The 19,224-nt window shown below is 59.6% G+C and carries 12 protein-coding genes; 4 read left to right on the top strand and 8 right to left on the bottom strand.

Annotated features, from left to right (window positions below; all coding sequences use genetic code 11):
- Window positions 1–21 precede the first annotated feature (21 nt).
- A complete protein-coding gene (locus tag DYL61_RS26000; RefSeq protein ID WP_135310714.1) occupies window positions 22–501 on the bottom strand; it encodes a nuclear transport factor 2 family protein in 480 nt (159 codons plus the stop codon).
- 113 nt (window positions 502–614) lie between these two features.
- Here DYL61_RS26000 and pssA point away from each other — a divergent pair, with 113 nt between their 5' ends.
- Together pssA and DYL61_RS26010 are read left to right on the top strand one after the other, a co-directional pair.
- On the top strand, window positions 615–1,958 hold the full coding sequence (gene pssA, locus DYL61_RS26005; RefSeq protein WP_135310715.1) for a CDP-diacylglycerol--serine O-phosphatidyltransferase: 1,344 nt from the start codon (window positions 615–617) through the stop codon (window positions 1,956–1,958).
- Window positions 1,959–2,101: 143 nt separating this feature from the next.
- Window positions 2,102–5,116, top strand: a complete 3,015-nt coding sequence (locus tag DYL61_RS26010) for a hypothetical protein (protein WP_135310716.1) — start codon at window positions 2,102–2,104, stop codon at window positions 5,114–5,116.
- A 43-nt stretch (window positions 5,117–5,159) separates the two neighbouring features.
- On the opposite strand, the gene efeO (DYL61_RS26015) is transcribed toward DYL61_RS26010, so the two are convergent.
- From efeO (DYL61_RS26015) to efeU, 4 genes are read right to left on the bottom strand one after another with little or no spacing between them, the layout of a single operon-like run.
- Window positions 5,160–5,978: an iron uptake system protein EfeO gene (gene efeO / locus DYL61_RS26015; RefSeq protein ID WP_135310717.1), complete on the bottom strand. Its 819-nt coding sequence runs from the start codon at window positions 5,976–5,978 to the stop codon at window positions 5,160–5,162.
- A 25-nt stretch (window positions 5,979–6,003) separates the two neighbouring features.
- Window positions 6,004–7,326, bottom strand: a complete 1,323-nt coding sequence (efeB, locus tag DYL61_RS26020; RefSeq protein ID WP_420825092.1) for an iron uptake transporter deferrochelatase/peroxidase subunit — start codon at window positions 7,324–7,326, stop codon at window positions 6,004–6,006.
- On the bottom strand, window positions 7,323–8,525 hold the full coding sequence (efeO, locus tag DYL61_RS26025; RefSeq protein WP_135310719.1) for an iron uptake system protein EfeO: 1,203 nt from the start codon (window positions 8,523–8,525) through the stop codon (window positions 7,323–7,325). Before efeO (DYL61_RS26025) ends, efeB begins: the two co-directional genes overlap by 4 nt.
- A gap of 10 nt (window positions 8,526–8,535) precedes the next feature.
- Complete coding sequence (gene efeU / locus DYL61_RS26030; RefSeq protein ID WP_135310720.1) at window positions 8,536–9,381, bottom strand: iron uptake transporter permease EfeU; 846 nt, start codon at window positions 9,379–9,381, stop codon at window positions 8,536–8,538.
- Window positions 9,382–9,548: 167 nt separating this feature from the next.
- Here efeU and DYL61_RS26035 point away from each other — a divergent pair, with 167 nt between their 5' ends.
- Together DYL61_RS26035 and DYL61_RS26040 are read left to right on the top strand one after the other, a co-directional pair.
- Window positions 9,549–10,565, top strand: coding sequence for an AraC family transcriptional regulator (locus tag DYL61_RS26035; protein WP_135310721.1), 1,017 nt, complete (start codon window positions 9,549–9,551; stop codon window positions 10,563–10,565).
- A 105-nt stretch (window positions 10,566–10,670) separates the two neighbouring features.
- Window positions 10,671–13,199, top strand: coding sequence for a hypothetical protein (locus tag DYL61_RS26040; RefSeq protein WP_135310722.1), 2,529 nt, complete (start codon window positions 10,671–10,673; stop codon window positions 13,197–13,199).
- A 752-nt stretch (window positions 13,200–13,951) separates the two neighbouring features.
- Here DYL61_RS26040 and DYL61_RS26045 read toward each other — a convergent pair.
- The 3 genes from DYL61_RS26045 to DYL61_RS26055 form a co-directional block, all read right to left on the bottom strand.
- Window positions 13,952–14,479 (bottom strand): hypothetical protein, encoded by a 528-nt coding sequence (locus DYL61_RS26045; RefSeq protein ID WP_135310723.1) that lies wholly within the window; start codon window positions 14,477–14,479, stop codon window positions 13,952–13,954.
- Window positions 14,480–14,619: 140 nt separating this feature from the next.
- The gene (locus DYL61_RS26050; protein ID WP_135310724.1) at window positions 14,620–16,035 is read right to left on the bottom strand and encodes an efflux transporter outer membrane subunit; all 1,416 of its coding nucleotides are present in this window, start codon (window positions 16,033–16,035) and stop codon (window positions 14,620–14,622) included.
- Entirely contained in the window at window positions 16,032–19,211 is a 3,180-nt protein-coding gene (locus tag DYL61_RS26055) for an efflux RND transporter permease subunit (protein ID WP_105697292.1), read from the bottom strand. The genes DYL61_RS26050 and DYL61_RS26055 overlap by 4 nt, the downstream gene beginning before the upstream one ends.
- Window positions 19,212–19,224: the final 13 nt, after the last annotated feature.

Here is a 19,224-nt window from a genome sequence, read left to right on the forward strand (position 1 = left end):
AGCGCGGGGCAAGCCCGCTCACTACAACCCAAGATCAGACAGGCCAGGGTGATCGTCCGGGCGGCGTCCCAACGGCCAGTGGTACTTACGTTCGCTTTCCTTGATCGGCAAGTCATTGATGCAAGCAAATCGCTTGGCCATCAGGCCATTGTCATCGAACTCCCAGTTCTCGTTGCCGTAGGACCGAAACCAGTTACCCGAGTCGTCGTGCCACTCATAGGCGTAACGCACAGCGATACGGTTATCGGTAAATGCCCACAATTCCTTGATCAGCCGGTAGTCCAGTTCCTTGGCCCATTTGCGGGTGAGAAAGGCCTTGGCTTGCTCGCGGTCGTGCACGAATTCGGCACGGTTACGCCATTGGGTATCCAGGGTGTAGGCCAGGGATACACGCTGCGGATCGCGGGAGTTCCAGCCGTCTTCAGCCAGGCGCACTTTTTCCAAGGCGGTTTCACGGGTGAAGGGGGGCAAGGGCGGACGAGGCTCTACGGTGGAAGACATTTCACGGCTCCTCAAGGCGACAGGGAGTGCACAGTCTATCCCTGGTAGCGAGACCTGAGCACCCCCATGGTGTAAGCTCGGGGCCTCTTCGGATTCGACCCTTTGCGAGCCTTATGCCGTCGTTCTTCAAACGCTCCCTGTTGCCTAAACTGCGTGGTTTTCCGCTGACTCCCGACGCTATCGAAGTGCTGTCCGGCGCCGATGCGTATCGCCGTTGCCTGCTGGAGAAAATCCCCCAGGCCACCCGGCGCATTTACATCGTCGCGCTGTATTTGCAGCAGGACGAAGCGGGCCAGGAGATCTACGACGCCCTGCATGCCGCCAAGGCCGTACGGCCGGAGTTGGATATCGTTGTGATGGTCGACTGGCTGCGCGCCCAGCGTGGCCTGATCGGCGCCGGCAAGCAGCCAGGCAACAGTGCCTGGTATCAGGCCATGACCCAAGCCCATGCCAGCGAAGTGCCGGTGTACGGCGTGCCGGTACAGACCCGCGAACTGTTCGGCGTGCTGCACCTCAAGGGCTTTGTGATCGATGATACGGTGCTGTACAGCGGCGCCAGCCTGAACAACGTGTACCTGCACAAATTCGACAAATACCGTTTTGACCGTTACCACCTGATCCACAGCAAGCCGTTGGCTGATTCCATGCAACACCTGGTGGAACACGGCCTGGTCGCGTCGAAAGCCGTGCACCGCCTGGATTTGCCTAACCCGCCGACCACCCGCAGCCTGCGCAACGACATTGGCGACCTGCGTAGCCGCTTGAAGCACGCCGCCTACGACACCACCGCAGGCCAGTTGCCCAATGGCCATCTTTCGGTCAGCCCTTTGCTTGGTGTGGGCAAGAACAACCCGTTGAGCCGGGTGATCCTGGAACTGATCGCCAGCGCCCAGCACCAACTGACCATCTGCACCCCGTATTTCAACCTGCCGCTGCCCGTGACGCGCGAGATCAATCGCGCCCTGGCGCGTGGTGTGAAGATCGACATCATCGTCGGTGACAAAACCGCCAACGACTTCTACATCCCGCCCAGCGAGCCCTTCAAGGTCATCGCAGCACTGCCGTATCTGTACGAAATCAGCCTGCGCCGGTTTGCCAAACGCCACCAGTCGATGATCGACAGTGGCCAGTTGAACCTGCACCTGTGGCGCGATGGTGATAACAGCTACCACCTCAAGGGGATGTGGGTCGATCAGCGCTACACCTTGCTCACCGGTAATAACCTCAACCCACGGGCGTTCCGTCTCGACCTGGAAAACGCCTTGCTGATCGACGACCCCCAGGGCCAATGGCTAGAGCCGCGGCGCACCGAGCTGACCGACATTTTCCAACACTCCACCCGGATCGAGCGCTACCAGGATCTGCAGAGCCTGGTGGACTACCCGGCGGCTGTCGGCAAGTTCCTGCGCCGGGTCAGCCGTGTGAGAATCGAGCGGTTGTTGTACAGAATTCTCTGAACCTGCGATTTTTTCGATGCGTAGGGGCGGCGTTTAAGACTCCGCTTACAGGTCGCCGACCTGTCCTCTGTCTACATTGGCTCCCTGCCGCACAGGGAGGCGTGGCGCGTTTCGTATGGAGCCAGCCCGCACGAGGACATCCCATGCCGTCGATTTCTGCTTATATCCGCCCCTCAGTCTCGCCTGTATTTTCGCAACTGCCGGTAGCGGCAGCGCCTTCCTCAGTGGTCCAGCCCGACCGTACCAAGCGTTCTGCGCGAGACGCCGAACCTGTGGTCCCCGGTCCGACATGGACACTGCTCGAATCTCCAATCGACCCGATCAATACAGCAAAAGACGATGCGACCCTGGCTGTGCGCGTGGCGACGGCTTCGGCAAATGGCCAGGAGAGTGTGATCGTCCCCGCGTTCAGTAGCCTGGGAGACGTTCTGGATATTTACCGACAGTTGCTCGACCAACCCCAAACCCGCGCCTGGTTTGCCAGCAAGGGGCTTGAGACCGACACCCTGACCCTGCACAAGGACGCTGTGAAAGGCTTTGTCATCCGCGACGGAGTGCGTACTGCCGTGACGTTCAGCACCACGGACGGCAGCGGCTGGTGGGAAGCTTCGATCAAGCTGCGGGCGATCCGCAACCTGTTGGATCCGGATGACAAGGGGGGGCCTTGCGTCAATAGCGGTGCTCAACGGATCCCCTTGCACATGGTGTCCCATGCCTACGGCCTTGATGCCCCGGGCACCGGGCGTGTCGTCCAGGACGGCCTGGCGCCGGCGTTCGTGTTGGCGCTTGACGCTGTCAAACGCGAGATCGGTGAGCTGGATGAGCGGGCGTACCTGGCAACATTTTTGGAAGAACACGTGCAGGGCTTGGCAGATGATCACCCTACGGATTGGTCCAGGCAGCCAACGGAGCTGTCGGCGGCATCTGCCCAGGGTATCGGCCGGCAGGCGCCCTACGATGTCCGGCAGTTGCTTGAGCACAAGGGCCTGGGTTCTGCATCCACCGCCGGGGAGACACGCAATGTCATTCAATGGTTGCGCATTTCTTTGCCGCCAGCGCCACAGTTCGGTGCCCAGGAGCTGCGGGCCGTTGCGTCGCTGGCCGACGCGGGCGGGGCAAGCTCCGGAAACGTTGCGGGTTTCGAGCTTTATCAGCCGGCGCATATGGGGCGTACCTTGAGCGAGGTGCGCCGTGATCTGGAGCGACATTTGTGTGAAGAAAAGGGCTTGGAGCCCACGCTCGCGGTGCAGGTGGCACACGTTGGCCTGGCCCAGGCGGCTCCGGAGTTCCTGGTGCGTGACGTGCCTGACGCCGTGGCAGTCGGTACACCCGCCTGGGTGGAGTTACGCCTGGGCTGCGCGGTGGCCAAGGCCGTGGCGCCGGGGACGTCGAGAGCGATGAATGAGCAGCAGGTCTGTGCGCTGACCACCCTTGCCCCGATTTCGGAGGATCAGCGTACATTGATGCAGGTCTACGGGCTCGATGCCCTGCTTGATTGGGCGGTGCTCAATGGGGTAGTTCCTGCCAGGTCCCAGGGGCAGTACACCCGCGAACACATCCAAAAGGCCTCGCTCGCGTTTACCCGGCAACGGACCCTGGCTACCCGCGCTTTTAATACCACCAGCACTGCGTTGCCGACGCGAAGGGCAATGGCCGTACGAGAATTGCTTAAGGTGTTTAGCCACTTGAGCATCAGTCAATTGGAGAGCACCACGCTACAGCTTGCCGATGCCGACGAACGCAGAAACCTGCGGGCGTCGGAGCCGCGTACGCGCACGCTGATCGAAACCTATATGAGTGGCGACCTGGTGCCCGGCAAGTGGGCACTGACCCGTGAAAGCCCCAGCCGGGCTCAGCCCGCCCGCACACCGTTTCAGTTTCAGGATAACCCGTCGGTTCCTGCTTCGGAGCGGGAAGCATTGGATGCCTTCATTCGGCGTCTGCCGCCGCTGGATGGCCTGCTGGAAAAAGCCGTTGCCACTCATCATCGTAAACAGCAAATGGCGTTTGTCACCAAACTCAAGCTGATGTTTGCCAGGTTGCCCCTGGCCGATCGTCAACGTATCGAGCTGGGGGCCGTGGATCTGTTTACGCTGCGCAAGACAACCGGCAAACAGCAGGTCTGGGAGTCGGACGAAAATCGAGCGGCGGTGACCGGGCGTCAAGGCACATTGATGCGTATCCTCCACGATCAGTCAGTGACGTATTACGAGGTGCTTAACAGCGGCAAGATCATCCGGCATGACGATCCGCAGGTCACCACAGCCCTGGACAGGGTGGTGCGCGATCAGAGTCACCTGGGACAGTACAAACTGCTGGGCGAAAAATACATTCGCCGTGGCCACGCGGTGCCGCTGGATTTCGCCGCTTACGCGCGCGGCAGCGCCCCGGTCGCGGGCGTGACTTCAGAAGACGTCATCATCGAACGGCTCGGGCGCCCGCTTGCGGCAGGCACACTCCCTGAACAACAGACGTTGGCCTCATTCGTACCCGACAGCTTCCAGTCGGATCGCGTGGAGTTCATCGCGTGCGAGATCGCGGAAAACAACTTCTATGAAAGCCGGGACGACATGCTCAAACGGGCGAGGGAGCAGTTACCTGTAGAGAAAAGCCGTGAGGCGGACGCGCGGGATATCAGCCTGTTGCTATCGCTGGTGCCGTTTGTGGGCGCTTATCAGGACTTTGCCGACGGCAATATCGGCAAGGGCCTGCAAAGCCTGGCACTCGACGCGGGTGGGCTGTTGATTGGCGCTGGGGGCCAGGCGCGTTCGTTGATTCGTGCAGCCAATCGGTTGGCACGGGGAAGCTTGCGGCCCACGCTGGGCAGGTACAACCCGGTGGTGCAGCCGAGGACGCCCAGGCTCGCGTGGTCATGGGTGGAGCCTAAGGCGCGTTTCAGCGATGCCGCCTTTGACTTGGCGAAGCAGACCGCCCTGTTTTTCAACGCCGTCTTCAACCCGGTGGACGGTTATCCACGGCTGATCAGCGCAGCGTCCAAGGGCTTGGCCAAGTTCCCAAGCGTACTGGGGACGGCTCACGGGGGGGTGGGTAAAACCCTGCCTCACTTGATCGCAGTGGAGGAAAAAATGAGATGTTACTTCCTGGTGGGCACCGGCCTGGTTGATCCAACCAAGCCACCCGTGATGCAACAGCAGTGATACAGAGCCGTTCATCTGCCAAGGATGAACGGCCCTCGATGCATCAGTTCAGGCCCAACTTGCCACGCAGGGTGGACAAGTCCTCAGCCAGGGTATTGACCGGACCCACCAAGGCCTTGCGGTCGTTTTCCTTGACCTTGTCGTAGGTCTCGAAACCGCCGTCCTTGGTCTTGTACTTGGCCAGGATCTTGTCCACGGTGGCGAAGTTCTTGTCGACCTTGGCCAGGAAGGCCTTGTCTTGCTTCTCGATCTGGCCACGGAACAGGTCGACGATTTTCTTCGCGCCGTCGATGTTGCCCTGGAAGTCGTACAGGTCGGTGTGGCTGTAACGGTCTTCTTCACCGGAGATCTTGGTGGCGGCGACTTCTTCCAGCAGGGCAGCGGCGCCACCCACGACCTTCTCAGGCGGGAACGTCAGGCCGTCGACGCGGGTCTTGAGGTCGTTGACGTCAGCGTTGAGTTTAGCGGTCAGGGCTTCCAGGCCTTTGGTGGTGTTCTGCGAGAACAGCGCGTATTCGAGGCGGTGGAAACCGGTGAAGTCTTCGGCGGTCACGCCTTTTTCATGGTCGTCGACACGGGAGTCGATGGAAGCGTCGAGGTCGCTGAACAGCTCAGCGATAGGCTCGATGGACTCATAGTGCACGCGTGTCGGCGCATAAAGCTTCTTGGCGGTGGCCAGGTCGCCTTTGTTGATGGCGTCGGTGAAGGCTTTGGTCTGGGTGACCAGTTCGCCGATTTCTTCGGTAACGTAGATCTTGTAGTCCGACACCGGGCCAACCAGGTCCAGCGGCGCGGTAGCGGCGAACGCAGCCAGCGGTGAAAGGGTCAGCAACAACGACAACGCGATAGACGACTTTTTCATAGGAAATGGCGCTCCGGGGTTTGTTTTAGGTGTTGGCAGTGGTTTGAGGATGCGTTGCAGCAAGCAGCGTGCGCCCGATGAAATCCTTGGGCCCGGTGACCCCCGGCAAGGTGAAGAAGTACCCGCCGCCGACCGGCTTGAGGTATTCCTCCAAGGGCTCGCCGTTGAGCCGGGTTTGCACGCTGATAAAGCCTTTCTCCAGGTCAGCCTGGTAGCAGATGAACAGCAGGCCCATGTCCAGCTGACCGTTTTTATTGACGCCGTTGGAGTAGTTGAACGGCCGACGCAGGATCAGGTTGGCCTGAGACTGCGGGGTACGCGGGTTGGCCAGGCGGATATGGGCATCGAGCTTGGTGACCTTGCCTTCCGGGTCCTTGCTGTAGTCGGGGACCTGGGATTCTTGCCGGCCGTCCATAGGCGCGCCGGTGGTCTTGACGCGGCCGATGATGCTTTCCTGCTCTTGCAGCGGGGTACGGTCCCAGCGCTCGACGAAGTTGCGGATGATGCGCACGGCCTGGTAGCTGCCGTTGGCGGCCCAGGCGGGTTCGTCGCTGCCAGGTTGCACCCACACAATCTGGTCCATGGCTTTGTTGTCGTTGGAGTTCGGGTTGGCCGAACCGTCACGAAAACCGAGGAAGTTACGCGCACTCTGCGCCGGTTCGCCGGGCTTGCTCGGTGCCTGGGGCGGCACGCTGCCTTCCTGTTTCCAACGCACCAGCAGCAGGTCGGGCAGGTTCTTCACGATGTCGCGCAGGGCGTGGATGTTGGTGTCCGGCGTGTTGGAACTGAATTGCAGGCTCAGGTCGCCGTGGCATTGCGCCGGTTCCAGCGCATCGTTGGGAAAGCCGACCATGCGGCTCAGGCGCTTGGGCTTGGCTTTTTCCAGGCCGAAACGCTCATCGAACAATGACTCGCCGACGGACACGGTGATGGTCAGGTTGTCCGGCGTCACCACCGGGCCGAGGATGCCGGAATCGGTGGGCGGCAGTTTCGGGTCCACTTGCGGCACGGTGCCGCCGGTCATCAGGAAGGCGATGCGTTCGTTCAAGGTACGGAACAGACGCTCCAGGTCTTCACGGTCGCTGGCCAATACATCGAAAGCCACCAGCATGCCGCAGGCCGGGCGAGGGGTGACGATGCCGCTCTGGTGCTTACCGAAGAAGTCATGATGGTCCTGGGTCTTGTCACTGCGCGGTGCGGTGGTGACTTGCTCGGCGGCGGCCGCCATGGCCGGGCAGCTGAGGCTGCTGCCGGCAATTGCCGCGCCGGTGGCCGCCATGCCTAAAAGGACACGGCGACGTTGCAGGTTGGTGGTATCTGAATCACTCATGTGTGCGGTCGTCTTCACTGCAGGCCGGAAAGGCCAAGGGCGGGGTCGATTCCATCGAGTGCTGCGGCCAGAGCCTTGGCCTTGTCGGCGATCTGCTTGCGCTGATCGGCGGTCACGCTGTCGTAGCGGCTGTAGTGGCCGTCGACTTTCAAACCATTCAACTGCGTATCGAAGTCAGCCAGTGCACGGTCGATTTTCGGCAGCAGTTCAGCGGCGGACTTGGTCAGCAGCGGGCGCATCAGGTCGACAACTTTGTGGGCGGCCTCCAGGTTGGCGGCGAAACCGTTCAGGTCGATGTGGCTGTAGCGTTCTTCCTCACCGCTGGCGGCACGCACATCGGCCAGGCTGTTGAGGTTGCGCACCACGATGCTGACCAACTGCTCTGGCGGCAGGGACTGAGCCAGCAGTTGTTGCTTGAGCGTGGTGACGTCGGTCACCAGGCGCTGGGCAATCGGCGCCAGGCCGTCGAGATTGCGCTGTTGGAACAGGCTGTATTCAAGACGGTGGAAGCCGCTGAATGCCGGATCCTGCTCGCGTTTTTCAAAGTAGTCGGCGCGGGCGTTGATGGCGTTGTCCAGCTCAGCCAGGCGTTGCGCGGCGGGTGCGAGGCGTTGGTAGGCCTCACGGGCCGGCACATACAGCGCCTGGGCCTGGGCGAGGTCGCCGGCATCGATGGCGTGTTGCAGGGCGGTGGCGGCCTTGACCAATGCGCTGCCTTGGCTACTCAGATAGACGCGGAACTCCGACAGCGGGCCGATAAACGCCACCATCGACGGCTTGGCCTTGGCCTGGGCGTCAGACTCGGCGGTCGGCGTGACATGCAAGGTGCCGCGGGGGTTGCTCAGCAGGCCGCAGGTGATCGCATAGTCGCCGGGCAACAGGTTGGCGTTGATCACTTGGCTCAGGCCTGGGGCAATATTTTCGCGTTCTTCGACCACCAATACGCCGTCGAGGATTTCCCACTCCACGGCCCGGTCGGAGCGGTTGATGATCCGAAAACTGGCGCGCCCGGCGGGGACGGTCAGTGCATTCGGTTCGCAGGCATGGCCATGGATGGTCACGGCGATTTCATTGTGATTGGTCTGGCGTTTGCTCGCGGCCAATTGCGAGGCGTAATAAAACAGGCCACCGGCGGCGATCATCACGACCACCGAGCCCGCCACTGCCCAGCGCAGGGCGCGGGGTGGCGAAGCCGGTTGAGGGGTTGGGTTGGACAAGGGACGGTCCTTACTGGGTGGAAACGGAAGAAGGTTTGGCCACAGGCTTGGCCGGTGCCGCCGGCAGGAAGAACATCACCAGGGCCACCACCAGGTAGATCAGGTAGGCCCCCAACGTGCTGACGGTCGGCGCTTCCTGATAGCCGAACATGCCGGCGAGTACCGAGCCCAATGGGCTGTCCATTGGCAGCGCGGCACTGAAATCAAACAGCACGGTTTGCAGGTGGTTCCACACGCCTGCTTCATGCAGCGCCTGCACCGAGTTGGCGAGGATGCCGGCAGCGACGACGAGGATAAACAGGCCAGTCCAGCGGAAAAACGCGCCGAGGTTCAGGCGCATGCTGCCGGTATAGATCAGGAAACCGACAATGATCGCCAGGATCAGGCCGAGCAGGGCGCCGATGGGCGCGCCCGGGCCTTCACTCTGTTGGAACACGGCCAGCAGGAAAAACACGGTCTCCAGGCCTTCGCGAGCCACGGCGAAAAACACCATGAGGATAAGGGCCGTCACCTGGTGTTTGGAGCCGGCCAGTGCCTGGTCAAGGGACTCATGCAGGGAATGCTTGATGGACCGCGCCACTTTGCGCATCCAGAACACCATGGAACTGAGGATGCCCACCGCGACCAGGCCGACGACGCCTTCAAATAGCTCCTGTTGTTTCTGCGGAAATTCGGCGCTGACCAGTTCCAGGCCACCACCGACCAACAGAGCCAGCGCCGCAGCGAGAAACACGCCAATCCACACGGCGGGCATCCACTGACCACGGCCGGTTTGTTGCAGGTAACTGGCGATAATGCCAACGATCAGCGCGGCTTCAATGCCTTCGCGCAGCATGATCAGGAAGGGAACGAGCATTCGGCACCGCATCATAACTAGATAGGAGGCTAAGTTGTAACATAATGATACTCATTACTAAACAAGCAATCTTGACCTTTTCTGAACTGCGGCTGAACGGTGGTGGCGAAGGGCAAGCCACCTTATGATGCAGTCCACCTTGTGTGCTGTCGGATTGCCTAACCTTCATGTCGGAAAAAGACACCATCTCCCTGCACCTCGTGCGCGAAGCCCTGTTGCAGAGCTGTGCGCCTGGAATCGACACTCTTGCAGTGTTGAACAAAGTCGGTATTGACCCTGCGTTGCTCGGTCAGCCCGACGCCCGTATTCCCGCCTCCACCTATGCACGCCTATGGCGGTTGCTGGCGCGGCGCATGGATGACGAGTTCTTTGGCATGGACCCACGCAGGCTCAAGTCCGGCAGCCTGGCATTCCTTTGCCGTGCTTGCATGGCGCAACCCACCCTGGGGGCGGGCCTAGACACCGGCCTGGGGTTTTTATCACTGATGCTGGAGCGGATGCCGGCCCAGCTGGTGCGTCAGCAAAGCCTGGCGGAGATCGTGTTGCTGGAGCCTGAGGCCGAGGCTAACCGAGCCTTCACCTATTTCACTTATTGGATGATCGTGCATGGCGTGGCTTGCTGGCTCGCGGGGCGGCGTATCCCCATCCTGGCCATCGAGTTGCGCTGCGCGCAGCCGGATTACTGTGACGATTACCAGGTGATGTTTTCCGACAACCTGCGCTTCAACCGACCGCGCACGCGCATGATTTTTGCTGCCGACTGCCTCGACCTGCCGGTCAAGCGCAGTGCCGAAGAACTCAAGCGTTTCCTCGCCCATGCACCGGCCAATATCCTGGTCAAATACCGCGACCCCGATAGCCTGGCCGCCCGTATCAAGCACGACCTGCGCCAGATGCCCCCCGACACGTGGCCGGAAACCGACGGCCTTGCAGCCGGTCTGTTCATCTCCGCGTCGACGTTGCGCCGCCGCTTGGCGGAGGAAGGGCAGACCTACCAGGGGCTCAAAGACAGCGTGCGCAAGGAACTGGCGATTGTCTGGCTGGCGGAACCGCAGATCAGTTTTGCCGAGATTGCAGCGCGGTTGGGGTTTGCGGATACGAGTTCGTTTTATAAGGCGTTTCGTAAATGGGCGGGGTCCAATCCGGGACATTACCGTAGCCTGATTCTTGGCGAGTCAGGCTGATCAGGCTTACGGCCGATCAGCTACACCACACCCAGATCTTTCTTATTTCGGGATCAGTGCCCCCCCTCCAGGCTGACGGATATTTGGCCTTGAGAGGACACTGCATTGTTATCGCCGCTTCCTTCAGCAGCATTTCTACGGGTACATCCAAACCCCTACACCGACGAGTCTTCGCGCAAGCGCGGCGAACGGATCGAGGCGCTGCCAAAGCGCCAGGCCATAGAAGCGAAGAGCGACGCGCCGCGCAATTTCGCAATGATGGTGCGCGACTCCCTGAAAAACCGCGTGGCCCTGTACGCGCCGATCCTGCATCCCGGCGCGTTTATCGAAGAACGCATCAAGACGGGCATTCGTGAGTATGAAGCCCAATCCAACACCCTCACGGGGCTCAATCCCGACAGCCTGATCCGGGTCGACTACGCGCCTCTGGTGCCTGCCAACCCGAATTTACGGCATGAGGCACCGGTCAAGAAGTCCCGCTACTTCACCCTGACGGAAGTGGTGACGGGCAGTTACCAGCATCAGGTCCAGTCATGGCGGCGAGAGTTTGGCAACCGATTCAGGGTGGTGGGGCATCAGCACCAGGCGTTGATCAATCACTTGACCCGGGAAAACCTGGAAACGCAGATGACCGCTGCGCTGAAGGCTTACCAGGCACAACCGGGTAACAAAAGTGGCCTGCAGTCGTTATACAAGAGTGAGGTGATGCAACGTTGTCTGGCCTATCTGACGAAGGCTGACCCGAAGACTGCGGCGTATGGGGCGGTGGCTGATTTTCTCTCCGGCAACTTACAGGCACGTGAAGTCGAGTTTCACGGCGCTACCTTGAGTGGCGTGTTTCTGATCCCGGTGAAGTCGGGGGGGATTCTGTTCAGCGTGGATGACGCCACCCATTTTGAGATCGGTAGCGCGACCAATCGTTACTTCAAGTTCGGCGCCAGCATGAGTGAGCAGGTGCCGGTCTATCCAATGTCCGAGGCGTTCAAGCAATGGATATCGTCCAAGCTGCCGGTGTATGAACAATATCGGTACAAGGACCAGACAGATGCCTACGCGCTGAAAAAACGCTCGCGCTCCAGCATGCCGTGGCTCGGCATAGGCGTTACACAAGGCCAGGTGTATGCCAATCCGTTTTCCTTCCCTGCGACGTCGAGCGTTGACGCCCTGACGGAGCGCTTTTACGACGGCTTCATGGCGCGCTTGAAGTCAGATATCGACACCTTGGTGTTTACCGAAGGTGAGCAGTCGGACCTCAATGCGCTGGAGATCGCCAAAACCCTGTTGACTGTTTACTCCACGGCCGGTGCATTCGCAGCGCCTGGTATCGGATCGAAGCTGCACGCGCTGGTGACCAGCCTGCTCGTCTCAGGCGCTTACGTAGGGGCGAGCTTTGGCCAGGCCGCAATCAGCGACCGTCCCCAGCAGGCGGACGAATATCTTAAGGACGGGATTATTTCGGCGGCCGTCGCAGGTGCGTTGTTGGCCGCACCGCTGGTGGGGAAGTTTGCCAAAGGTATCCGGTATCCCTTCAAGAGTATTCCGCAAGCGTTGGGCTATTACCGCTTGATCACCGAGCAGGCACAGAAAAAAGCGCCACGGATCATCCGGTTGCTAAAACAGATGACCAGGCCCCGAGTGGCTGGCGCCGCAGGCGGCGTACGCCAGGGCGTCAAGCAGATGCGCAGGGCGTCTATTGGCGAAGTGGCAGGTGACATTCCCGCCACCCGCCCAACGCTCTCAACCCTTGAGCAAAGCCGGGAAGCGATTAAACGCTCATTACCGATTGCCCGTGCGAAGCTCGACGCGGCGATTCGTGCAGCGGCGGACCCCAAGCATATTGAGGACACCCAACAGATTGCGCGCCTGTTCTACGGTTCCGACACGCCCGAAACGCTGAAGGCCCTGCAGCGCAAACAACACCTGATGAAGGCCGATCTGGGCCAGTTGAAGATGGATAACATCGAGTTCCTGCCTAACGAAGAGCCCGGCTGGTCAGCCCAGCTTCAACCCTCCAACTACAACAACTACAAGGGTGGAGCCCCCAAGGAAAAGTACATCGAAGTCAACGTCGACGGCGCGATGCAGTATTACCGTGACATGGGCAGCAGCGATGACACCTTGGCCAATACGCTGATTCACGAGATGAGCCATGGTATGCCGATGGATGAAGACTTCGTATACGCCGGCAAGTTGCGAGGAGCACGAGAAGACATTGTGGACTTGCTGAACCTGGGCAAGTCGACGGACCCTAAAGACTTCCGCTACCTGAGTGCTGACGCCAAAGATGGCACGGTTAGTTTGTTTGCCCGCGAGCCAAAGATGCATAACGCAGACTCGACCCTGTTTGTTACTGCTCTGCTGGACCAGGCCATGAACAATCGCCCTCTATTCGAGACGAACATGGCCGCGATCAACGAAGCCGTTGCACGCAGCGGCGGTGACATCATCCAGGAAACCGTGGCGGTGCGCGTTATTAACAAACCCACCGTCGTTCATGGAGCCGCGCCGGCTTATTTAATCGTGCGGGATGACCAAACTGGGCGGCTTGTTGGTGTATTCGGAAAAATACCCGCACCCGAGGGGGCACCTGCGAAGTGGGTGGACAGGGTGCGTGAAGTTTTTAAATGGCACTGAGTTTATTAATCGCACTGAAAGTGCACTGTGGTGCGGGACTAGGAATTAACTGACATGTTTATTGGGTCCTACAGAACCGTCTTTCAAGATTTTAGGAAGCGACCGGCTTACGTCGGATAATAAATCGTGCATATTCGTCAGCACTCTTCCTACTGCTGAATTAGAGCAGCTTCATTCATGAGCGGCGCGCGCCGGTGATCACGGGCGCGCACGGTCAAGTCGAGGGCGGCCTATGGATAAATGAATGTGCGGTGTTTGAGTCGAAAATGAAATGCAGAAAACTTAATTGCTTAACACTGAGGTGAATATCATGAAAAGTCTTTTTGCTGTACCGTTTTTGGCGTTGGCACTGACTTCGTTTCAGGCGAATGCTTTGTGTTTGTATATTACGGAGAGTTTTACCGGGATTATCTCTCCCGATACAACGGAAACGGCCAATGGGCCGTTTTCCATCACCTCGGCAGGCGGGTGCGCTGGGGCGAGCATTAACGCAAGCGTCTCTGCATCCGGTACCGGTAGAGCACCTGAAATCTTTATCGAGCGACAAGTTGGAGGCGCGTGGAAACGCGAGACGTTCAGTATAGGGAACAATGCTTCCTACTCTGGCCCACATGGAACCTATCGGGTAAGAGTCAGAAACGCTGACGCGGCACCTAAGTCCTATTCAGGGACAGTTCGATACGGGCGTTAAGACTGAAGCAGCGCAGGGCGTAGAGTTTTAATCTAGCGGCCCTGCGCTTTTATCAGCCAGGTTACGCACGCTCATCAACTGACAAATCACTTCTAGCGGAATTGGCAAAGTAGGCGAGCGCGTTAATGGCTCGATTGGCGTCAATCATGCCTTGTCGCCACGGCCAGAATAAGGGTTCTTTTTTTGTTTGTTCAGAGTAAGTTGGCAGCCAAGCCGTCTGTTCCTCCAGTCGTTGGTCGAACAGTGCGATAGCGTTGAATTTGACGTTGAGATTTGCTTGTTTTCCCTTCTCGTCGACCGCATTGGTTCCATCGATGAAAACACCAAAAGCCTGTTCGTTAATCAGCTTGTTTTCATAAAGTTTCCTACCGACCTTCTTAAGCTCAGCATTGGTTATATAGGTCATGTCGTAATTTTTTAAAAATTTTTTTAAGTCCGCAATTTGCTCGTCTTTTAGCTTTAGCGCCTTCGCCGCTTGCTCATCGCTTTTGACAGTGAAGTCAGTAACCACTTTTTTCGGATCTTTGATTTTGTACCCTGGATCTTGCTTGCTTATTTGGCCCGTGGCAGCGGACGAAGTAATGTTCATCTTCCAATTCTCCAACAATCGAAAGCTACACCCCTATATATCGACCTCACCCCACCACACTTTAAAAAAAAGCCCCGCGACCGAATGGACCGCAGGGCTAAAAATTGGCTGGATGCGACCAACCAAAGGAGCTCTTCACATCACTTGTTGCTGGCGACCACCGTGTCCGGCTGCCAACCACCGCCCAACGCCTTGTAGATCGCGACGATGCCGCGGTACAGATCCACTTCGGCCTGGGCCTGGGAGTCTTCGGCGGCCAGACGCTCGCGTTGCGCGTCGAGTAGCACGAGGAAGTCCACCGTGCCTTCGCGGTAGCGGATCGCCGCGAGGTCAGCGGCAGCGCGGCTGGATTCGCTTTGGCGGATCAGCGAGACCAGGCGTTGCTGGCGCTTGCCGTAATCGCTGAAGGCGTTCTCGGACTCTTCCAGTGCCAGCAACACTTGCTGTTCATAGGTTGCCAGTGCGCCATCGGCTTCGGCATTGGCGCCGCGCAACCGAGCGCGCACGCTGCCCAGGTCGAAGGCGGCCCAGGTGATGCTTGGGCCGAGGGACCAGGCATTGGCGGCGGCGGAGCCGATCTGCGAACCGCGCCCGGCGGTAAAGCCGAGGAAGCCGCTAAGGCTGACCCGTGGGAACAGGTCGGCCTTGGCCACGCCGATGCGCGCGGTGGCGGCGGCCAGTTTGCGTTCGGCGCTGAGGATGTCCGGACGACGTTGCAGCAGTTGCCCCGGATCGCCAATCGGCAACGCCTTGGCAATCGCCGGCAGGTCTTTAGGGCTCAGATCTACGCTCAACTTGTCCGGGCGTTGGCCGAGGAGGGTGGCGATGCGATTACGCTCGCGCACTTGTTCGGCCTGCAGTTGCGGCACGCTGGCTTCGACCGCTGCCAGGCGTGCGTCGGCGCGCTCCACGTCCAACTGATCACCCACACCGGCATCCCGCAGGCTGACGGTGATGGTGCGCGATTCCTGCTGGTTTTTCAGGTTGTCCAGGGCAATGCGTTCACGCAGCTGTGCACCGCGCAGTTGACCATAGGCGTCGACCAGCTCGGCAATCATGGTGACTTGCAGTTGGTACAGGTCGGCTTCGGCCACTTGTTGGTCAGCGTCGCTGGCCTCCAGGTTGCGGCGGATACGGCCGAACAAGTCCACTTCCCAGGCCATGTCCAGACCCAGGTCATAGCGCTCGCTGTTGACGCGCTTGGTGGTCTGGCCAGGAATCTGGCCCTTGCCCACATCGCTGCTGGCGCGGGAGGTAACCACCGGCATGATGTCGTTGGCTGCATCGTCACGGATCGCCCGGGCTGCCCGCAGACGGGCAAAGGCGACACGCAGGTCCCGGTTCCCTTGCAGCGATTGGGTTACCAACTGGTTGAGGGTCGGGTCGTCGAACTGCTGCCACCAGATGCCTTCGTACTTGGCGTGGTCATAACTTTTGGTGTCGGCGGCGGCCGTGATATTGGCCGCCTCCAGGTTCTGGGTTTTGTAGTCCGGGCCTACGGCACAGGCGCTCAGCGCCAGTACCAGCAAGCTCGGCAAAAAGACTTTCACGCTCATTGCTGTGTCTCCAGCTTCAAGGCCTTGGCCGCTTTGCGCGCCTCTTGGCGCTCCACATAGCGACGGATCAGTACGTAGAACACTGGCGTCAGCAACAGACCAAAGAAGGTCACACCGATCATCCCGGAGAACACCGCCACACCCATGGCATGACGCATCTCGGCACCGGCACCGCTGGACAGCACCAGGGGCACCACACCCATGATGAACGCGAACGAGGTCATCAGGATCGGGCGCAGACGCAGGCGGCACGCCTCCAGCACCGCAGCCAGCGGGTCGAGACCCTCGGCCTGTTTATCCTTGGCGAATTCCACGATCAGAATCGCGTTCTTGCACGCCAGGCCCACCAGTACGATCAGGCCAATCTGGGTAAAGATGTTGTTGTCACTGCCCGAGATGATCACACCGGTAATTGCCGACAGCAGCGTCATCGGTACGATCAGGATCACCGCCAGCGGCAGGCTCCAACTCTCGTATTGAGCGGCCAGTACCAGGAACGCCAGGAGTACGCAGAGTGGGAACACGAACAACGCAGTGTTACCCGAGAGGATTTGCTGATAGGTCAGGTCAGTCCACTCGTAGGTCATGCCGTTGGGCAGTTCTTCTTTCAACAGTTTTTCAATCGCCGCTTCTGCCTGGCCGGAGCTGTAGCCCGGTGCGGCGTTGCCGTTGATTTCAGCGGTGATAAACCCGTTGTAGTGCATCACGCGGTCCGGACCCGAGGTGTCGCTGACCTTGATGAAAGTCGCCAACGGAATCATCTCGCCTTTGTTGTTGCGCACTTTCAGTTGGCCGATCTGGTCCTGGTCCTGGCGGAACTGTTGTTCAGCCTGCACGTTGACCTGGTAGGTACGCCCGAAGCGGTTGAAGTCGTTGGCATACAGCGAACCCAGGTAGACCTGCAGGGTGTCGAAGATGTCGCTGATCGCCACGCCGTGGGTCTTGGCCTTTTCCCGGTCGATAGCCGCATCGACCTGCGGTACGTTGACGGTGTAGCTGGTGAACAGGCCAAACAGTTCAGGCACGTTATGGCTCTTGGCGATGACGTTCTGCACTTCTTTGTACAACTCGTCGTAACCCAGGTTGCCACGGTCTTCGATTTGCAGGCGGAAACCACCAATCGTACCCAGGCCCTGTACCGGCGGCGGTGGGAAGATCGCCATGTAGGCTTCCTGGATGTCGCTGTATTTGCCGTTCAACGCACCGGCAATCGCACCGGCGGACATGCTGGGGTCTTTGCGCTCATCAAACGGTTTCAAGGTCACGAACACGATGCCGCTGTTCGGGCTGTTGGTGAAACCGTTGATCGACAGGCCAGGGAACGCAATGGCGCTTTCCACACCGGGTTGCTTCAGGGCAATGTCGGACATGCGCTTGATCACATTTTCGGTGCGATCCAGGCTCGCGGCGTCCGGCAATTGCGCGAAGGCCACCAGGTATTGCTTGTCCTGGGCCGGTACGAAACCGGTTGGCGTGTGGGCAAAGCCCAGCCAGGTCAGGACCATCAGGCCGGCGTACAGGAACAACGCGATACCACTGCCGCGAATCACGCGGCGCACGGTGCCGACGTAGCCATGGCTGGCCTTCTCGAAGAAGCGGTTGAATGGTTTGAACAACCAGCCACCCAGCATTTTGTCGAGGAAGCGCGAGAAGCCATCTTTTGGTGCGTTGTGGCCCTTGAGCAACACCGCAGCCAGTGCGGGCGACAGGGTCAGCGAGTTGAACGCGGAGATCACCGTCGAGATCGCAATGGTCAAGGCGAACTGCTTATAAAACTGCCCGGTCAAGCCGCTGATAAACGCCGCTGGAACAAACACCGCACACAGCACCAACGCGGTGGCAATGATCGGGCCGGTCACTTCGCTCATGGCTTTTTCGGTGGCCGGGAACGGCTCCAGGCCCAGCTCGATGTTCCGCTCGACGTTCTCCACCACCACGATGGCGTCGTCGACCACGATACCAATCGCCAACACCAGCCCGAACAGCGACAGCGCGTTAAGCGAGAAGCCAAACAGGTGCATCACCGCAAACGTACCGATCAACGATACCGGCACCGCCACCAACGGAATGATCGAGGCACGCCAGGTTTGCAGGAACAGGATCACCACCAACACCACCAGTACCAGCGCTTCGAACAGCGTGTGAATCACCGCTTCGATGGAGCCACGCACGAAGATGGTCGGGTCGTAGGCGATACGGTAATCCATGCCTTCCGGGAAGCTCTTTTTCAACTCGGCCATTTTGCTGCGCACATCGTTGGAGATATCGATGGCGTTGGAGCCCGGACGCTGGAAGATCGGAATCGCCACCGCCGGTTGGTTGTCGATCAACGAACGCAGCGCGTATTGGCTGGAACCCAGTTCTACGCGGGCGATGTCTTTGAGGCGCGTGATCTCACCGTTCTCGCCGGAGCGAATCACAATGTTTTCGAACTCTTCCTCGGTGACCAGACGGCCCTGAGTGTTCACCGACAGCTGGAAGCTGGTGTCGCTCGGCGCGGGCTGCCCGCCCAAGGCACCGGCGGCGACCTGACGGTTCTGTTCGCGAATCGCGGTGACCACATCAGTCGCCGTCAGGTTGCGCGAAGCAGTCTTGTTCGGATCCAGCCACACACGCAGGGAGTAATCGCCCATGCCGAACAACTGCACGTCGCCCACGCCACCCAGCCGCGCCAGTTCATCCTTGATATTGAGGATGGCGTAGTTGGACAGGTAGAGCATGTCGTAACGCTGATCCGGCGAGGTCAAGTGCACCACCATGGTCAGGTCGGGGGAGGCCTTGTCCACGGTGATACCGATGCGCGTCACTTCCTCAGGCAGTTTTGGCTGGGTGCGGGTCACACGGTTTTGCACCTGCACCTGCGCGTTGTCCAGGTCGGTGCCAAGGGCGAAGGTGATGGTCAGGGTCAGTTTGCCGTCGGCGGTCGACTGCGAGGACATGTACAGCATGTTCTCGACGCCGGTGATGGCTTGCTCCAGCGGAGCGGCCACGGTTTCACCGATGACTTTGGGGTTGGCACCCGGGAAGTTGGCGCGCACCACCACAGTCGGCGGCACCACTTCCGGGTATTCGCTGATCGGCAATTGGAACAGCGAGATCGCGCCGGCGATCAGGATCAACAGCGACAGCACCGCTGCGAAGATCGGTCGCGAAATGAAGAACTTGGAAAAATTCATCTTGAGTCGTATC

Source organism: Pseudomonas nabeulensis, assembly GCF_004682045.1.
GTDB classification, from domain to species: domain Bacteria; phylum Pseudomonadota; class Gammaproteobacteria; order Pseudomonadales; family Pseudomonadaceae; genus Aquipseudomonas; species Aquipseudomonas nabeulensis.

Bases quoted from the DNA above. Each gene is read 5' to 3' on its own strand.
- efeO (WP_135310717.1), bottom strand. From the start codon at position 5,978: ATGAAAAAGTCGTCTATCGCGTTGTCGTTGTTGCTGACCCTTTCACCG.
- DYL61_RS26045 (WP_135310723.1), bottom strand. From the start codon at position 14,479: ATGAACATTACTTCGTCCGCTGCCACGGGCCAAATAAGCAAGCAAGAT.
- DYL61_RS26010 (WP_135310716.1), top strand. From the start codon at position 2,102: ATGCCGTCGATTTCTGCTTATATCCGCCCCTCAGTCTCGCCTGTATTT.
- DYL61_RS26035 (WP_135310721.1), top strand. From the start codon at position 9,549: ATGTCGGAAAAAGACACCATCTCCCTGCACCTCGTGCGCGAAGCCCTG.
- efeU (WP_135310720.1), bottom strand. From the start codon at position 9,381: ATGCTCGTTCCCTTCCTGATCATGCTGCGCGAAGGCATTGAAGCCGCG.
- DYL61_RS26000 (WP_135310714.1), bottom strand. From the start codon at position 501: ATGTCTTCCACCGTAGAGCCTCGTCCGCCCTTGCCCCCCTTCACCCGT.
- pssA (WP_135310715.1), top strand. From the start codon at position 615: ATGCCGTCGTTCTTCAAACGCTCCCTGTTGCCTAAACTGCGTGGTTTT.
- DYL61_RS26055 (WP_105697292.1), bottom strand. From the start codon at position 19,211: ATGAATTTTTCCAAGTTCTTCATTTCGCGACCGATCTTCGCAGCGGTG.
- DYL61_RS26050 (WP_135310724.1), bottom strand. From the start codon at position 16,035: ATGAGCGTGAAAGTCTTTTTGCCGAGCTTGCTGGTACTGGCGCTGAGC.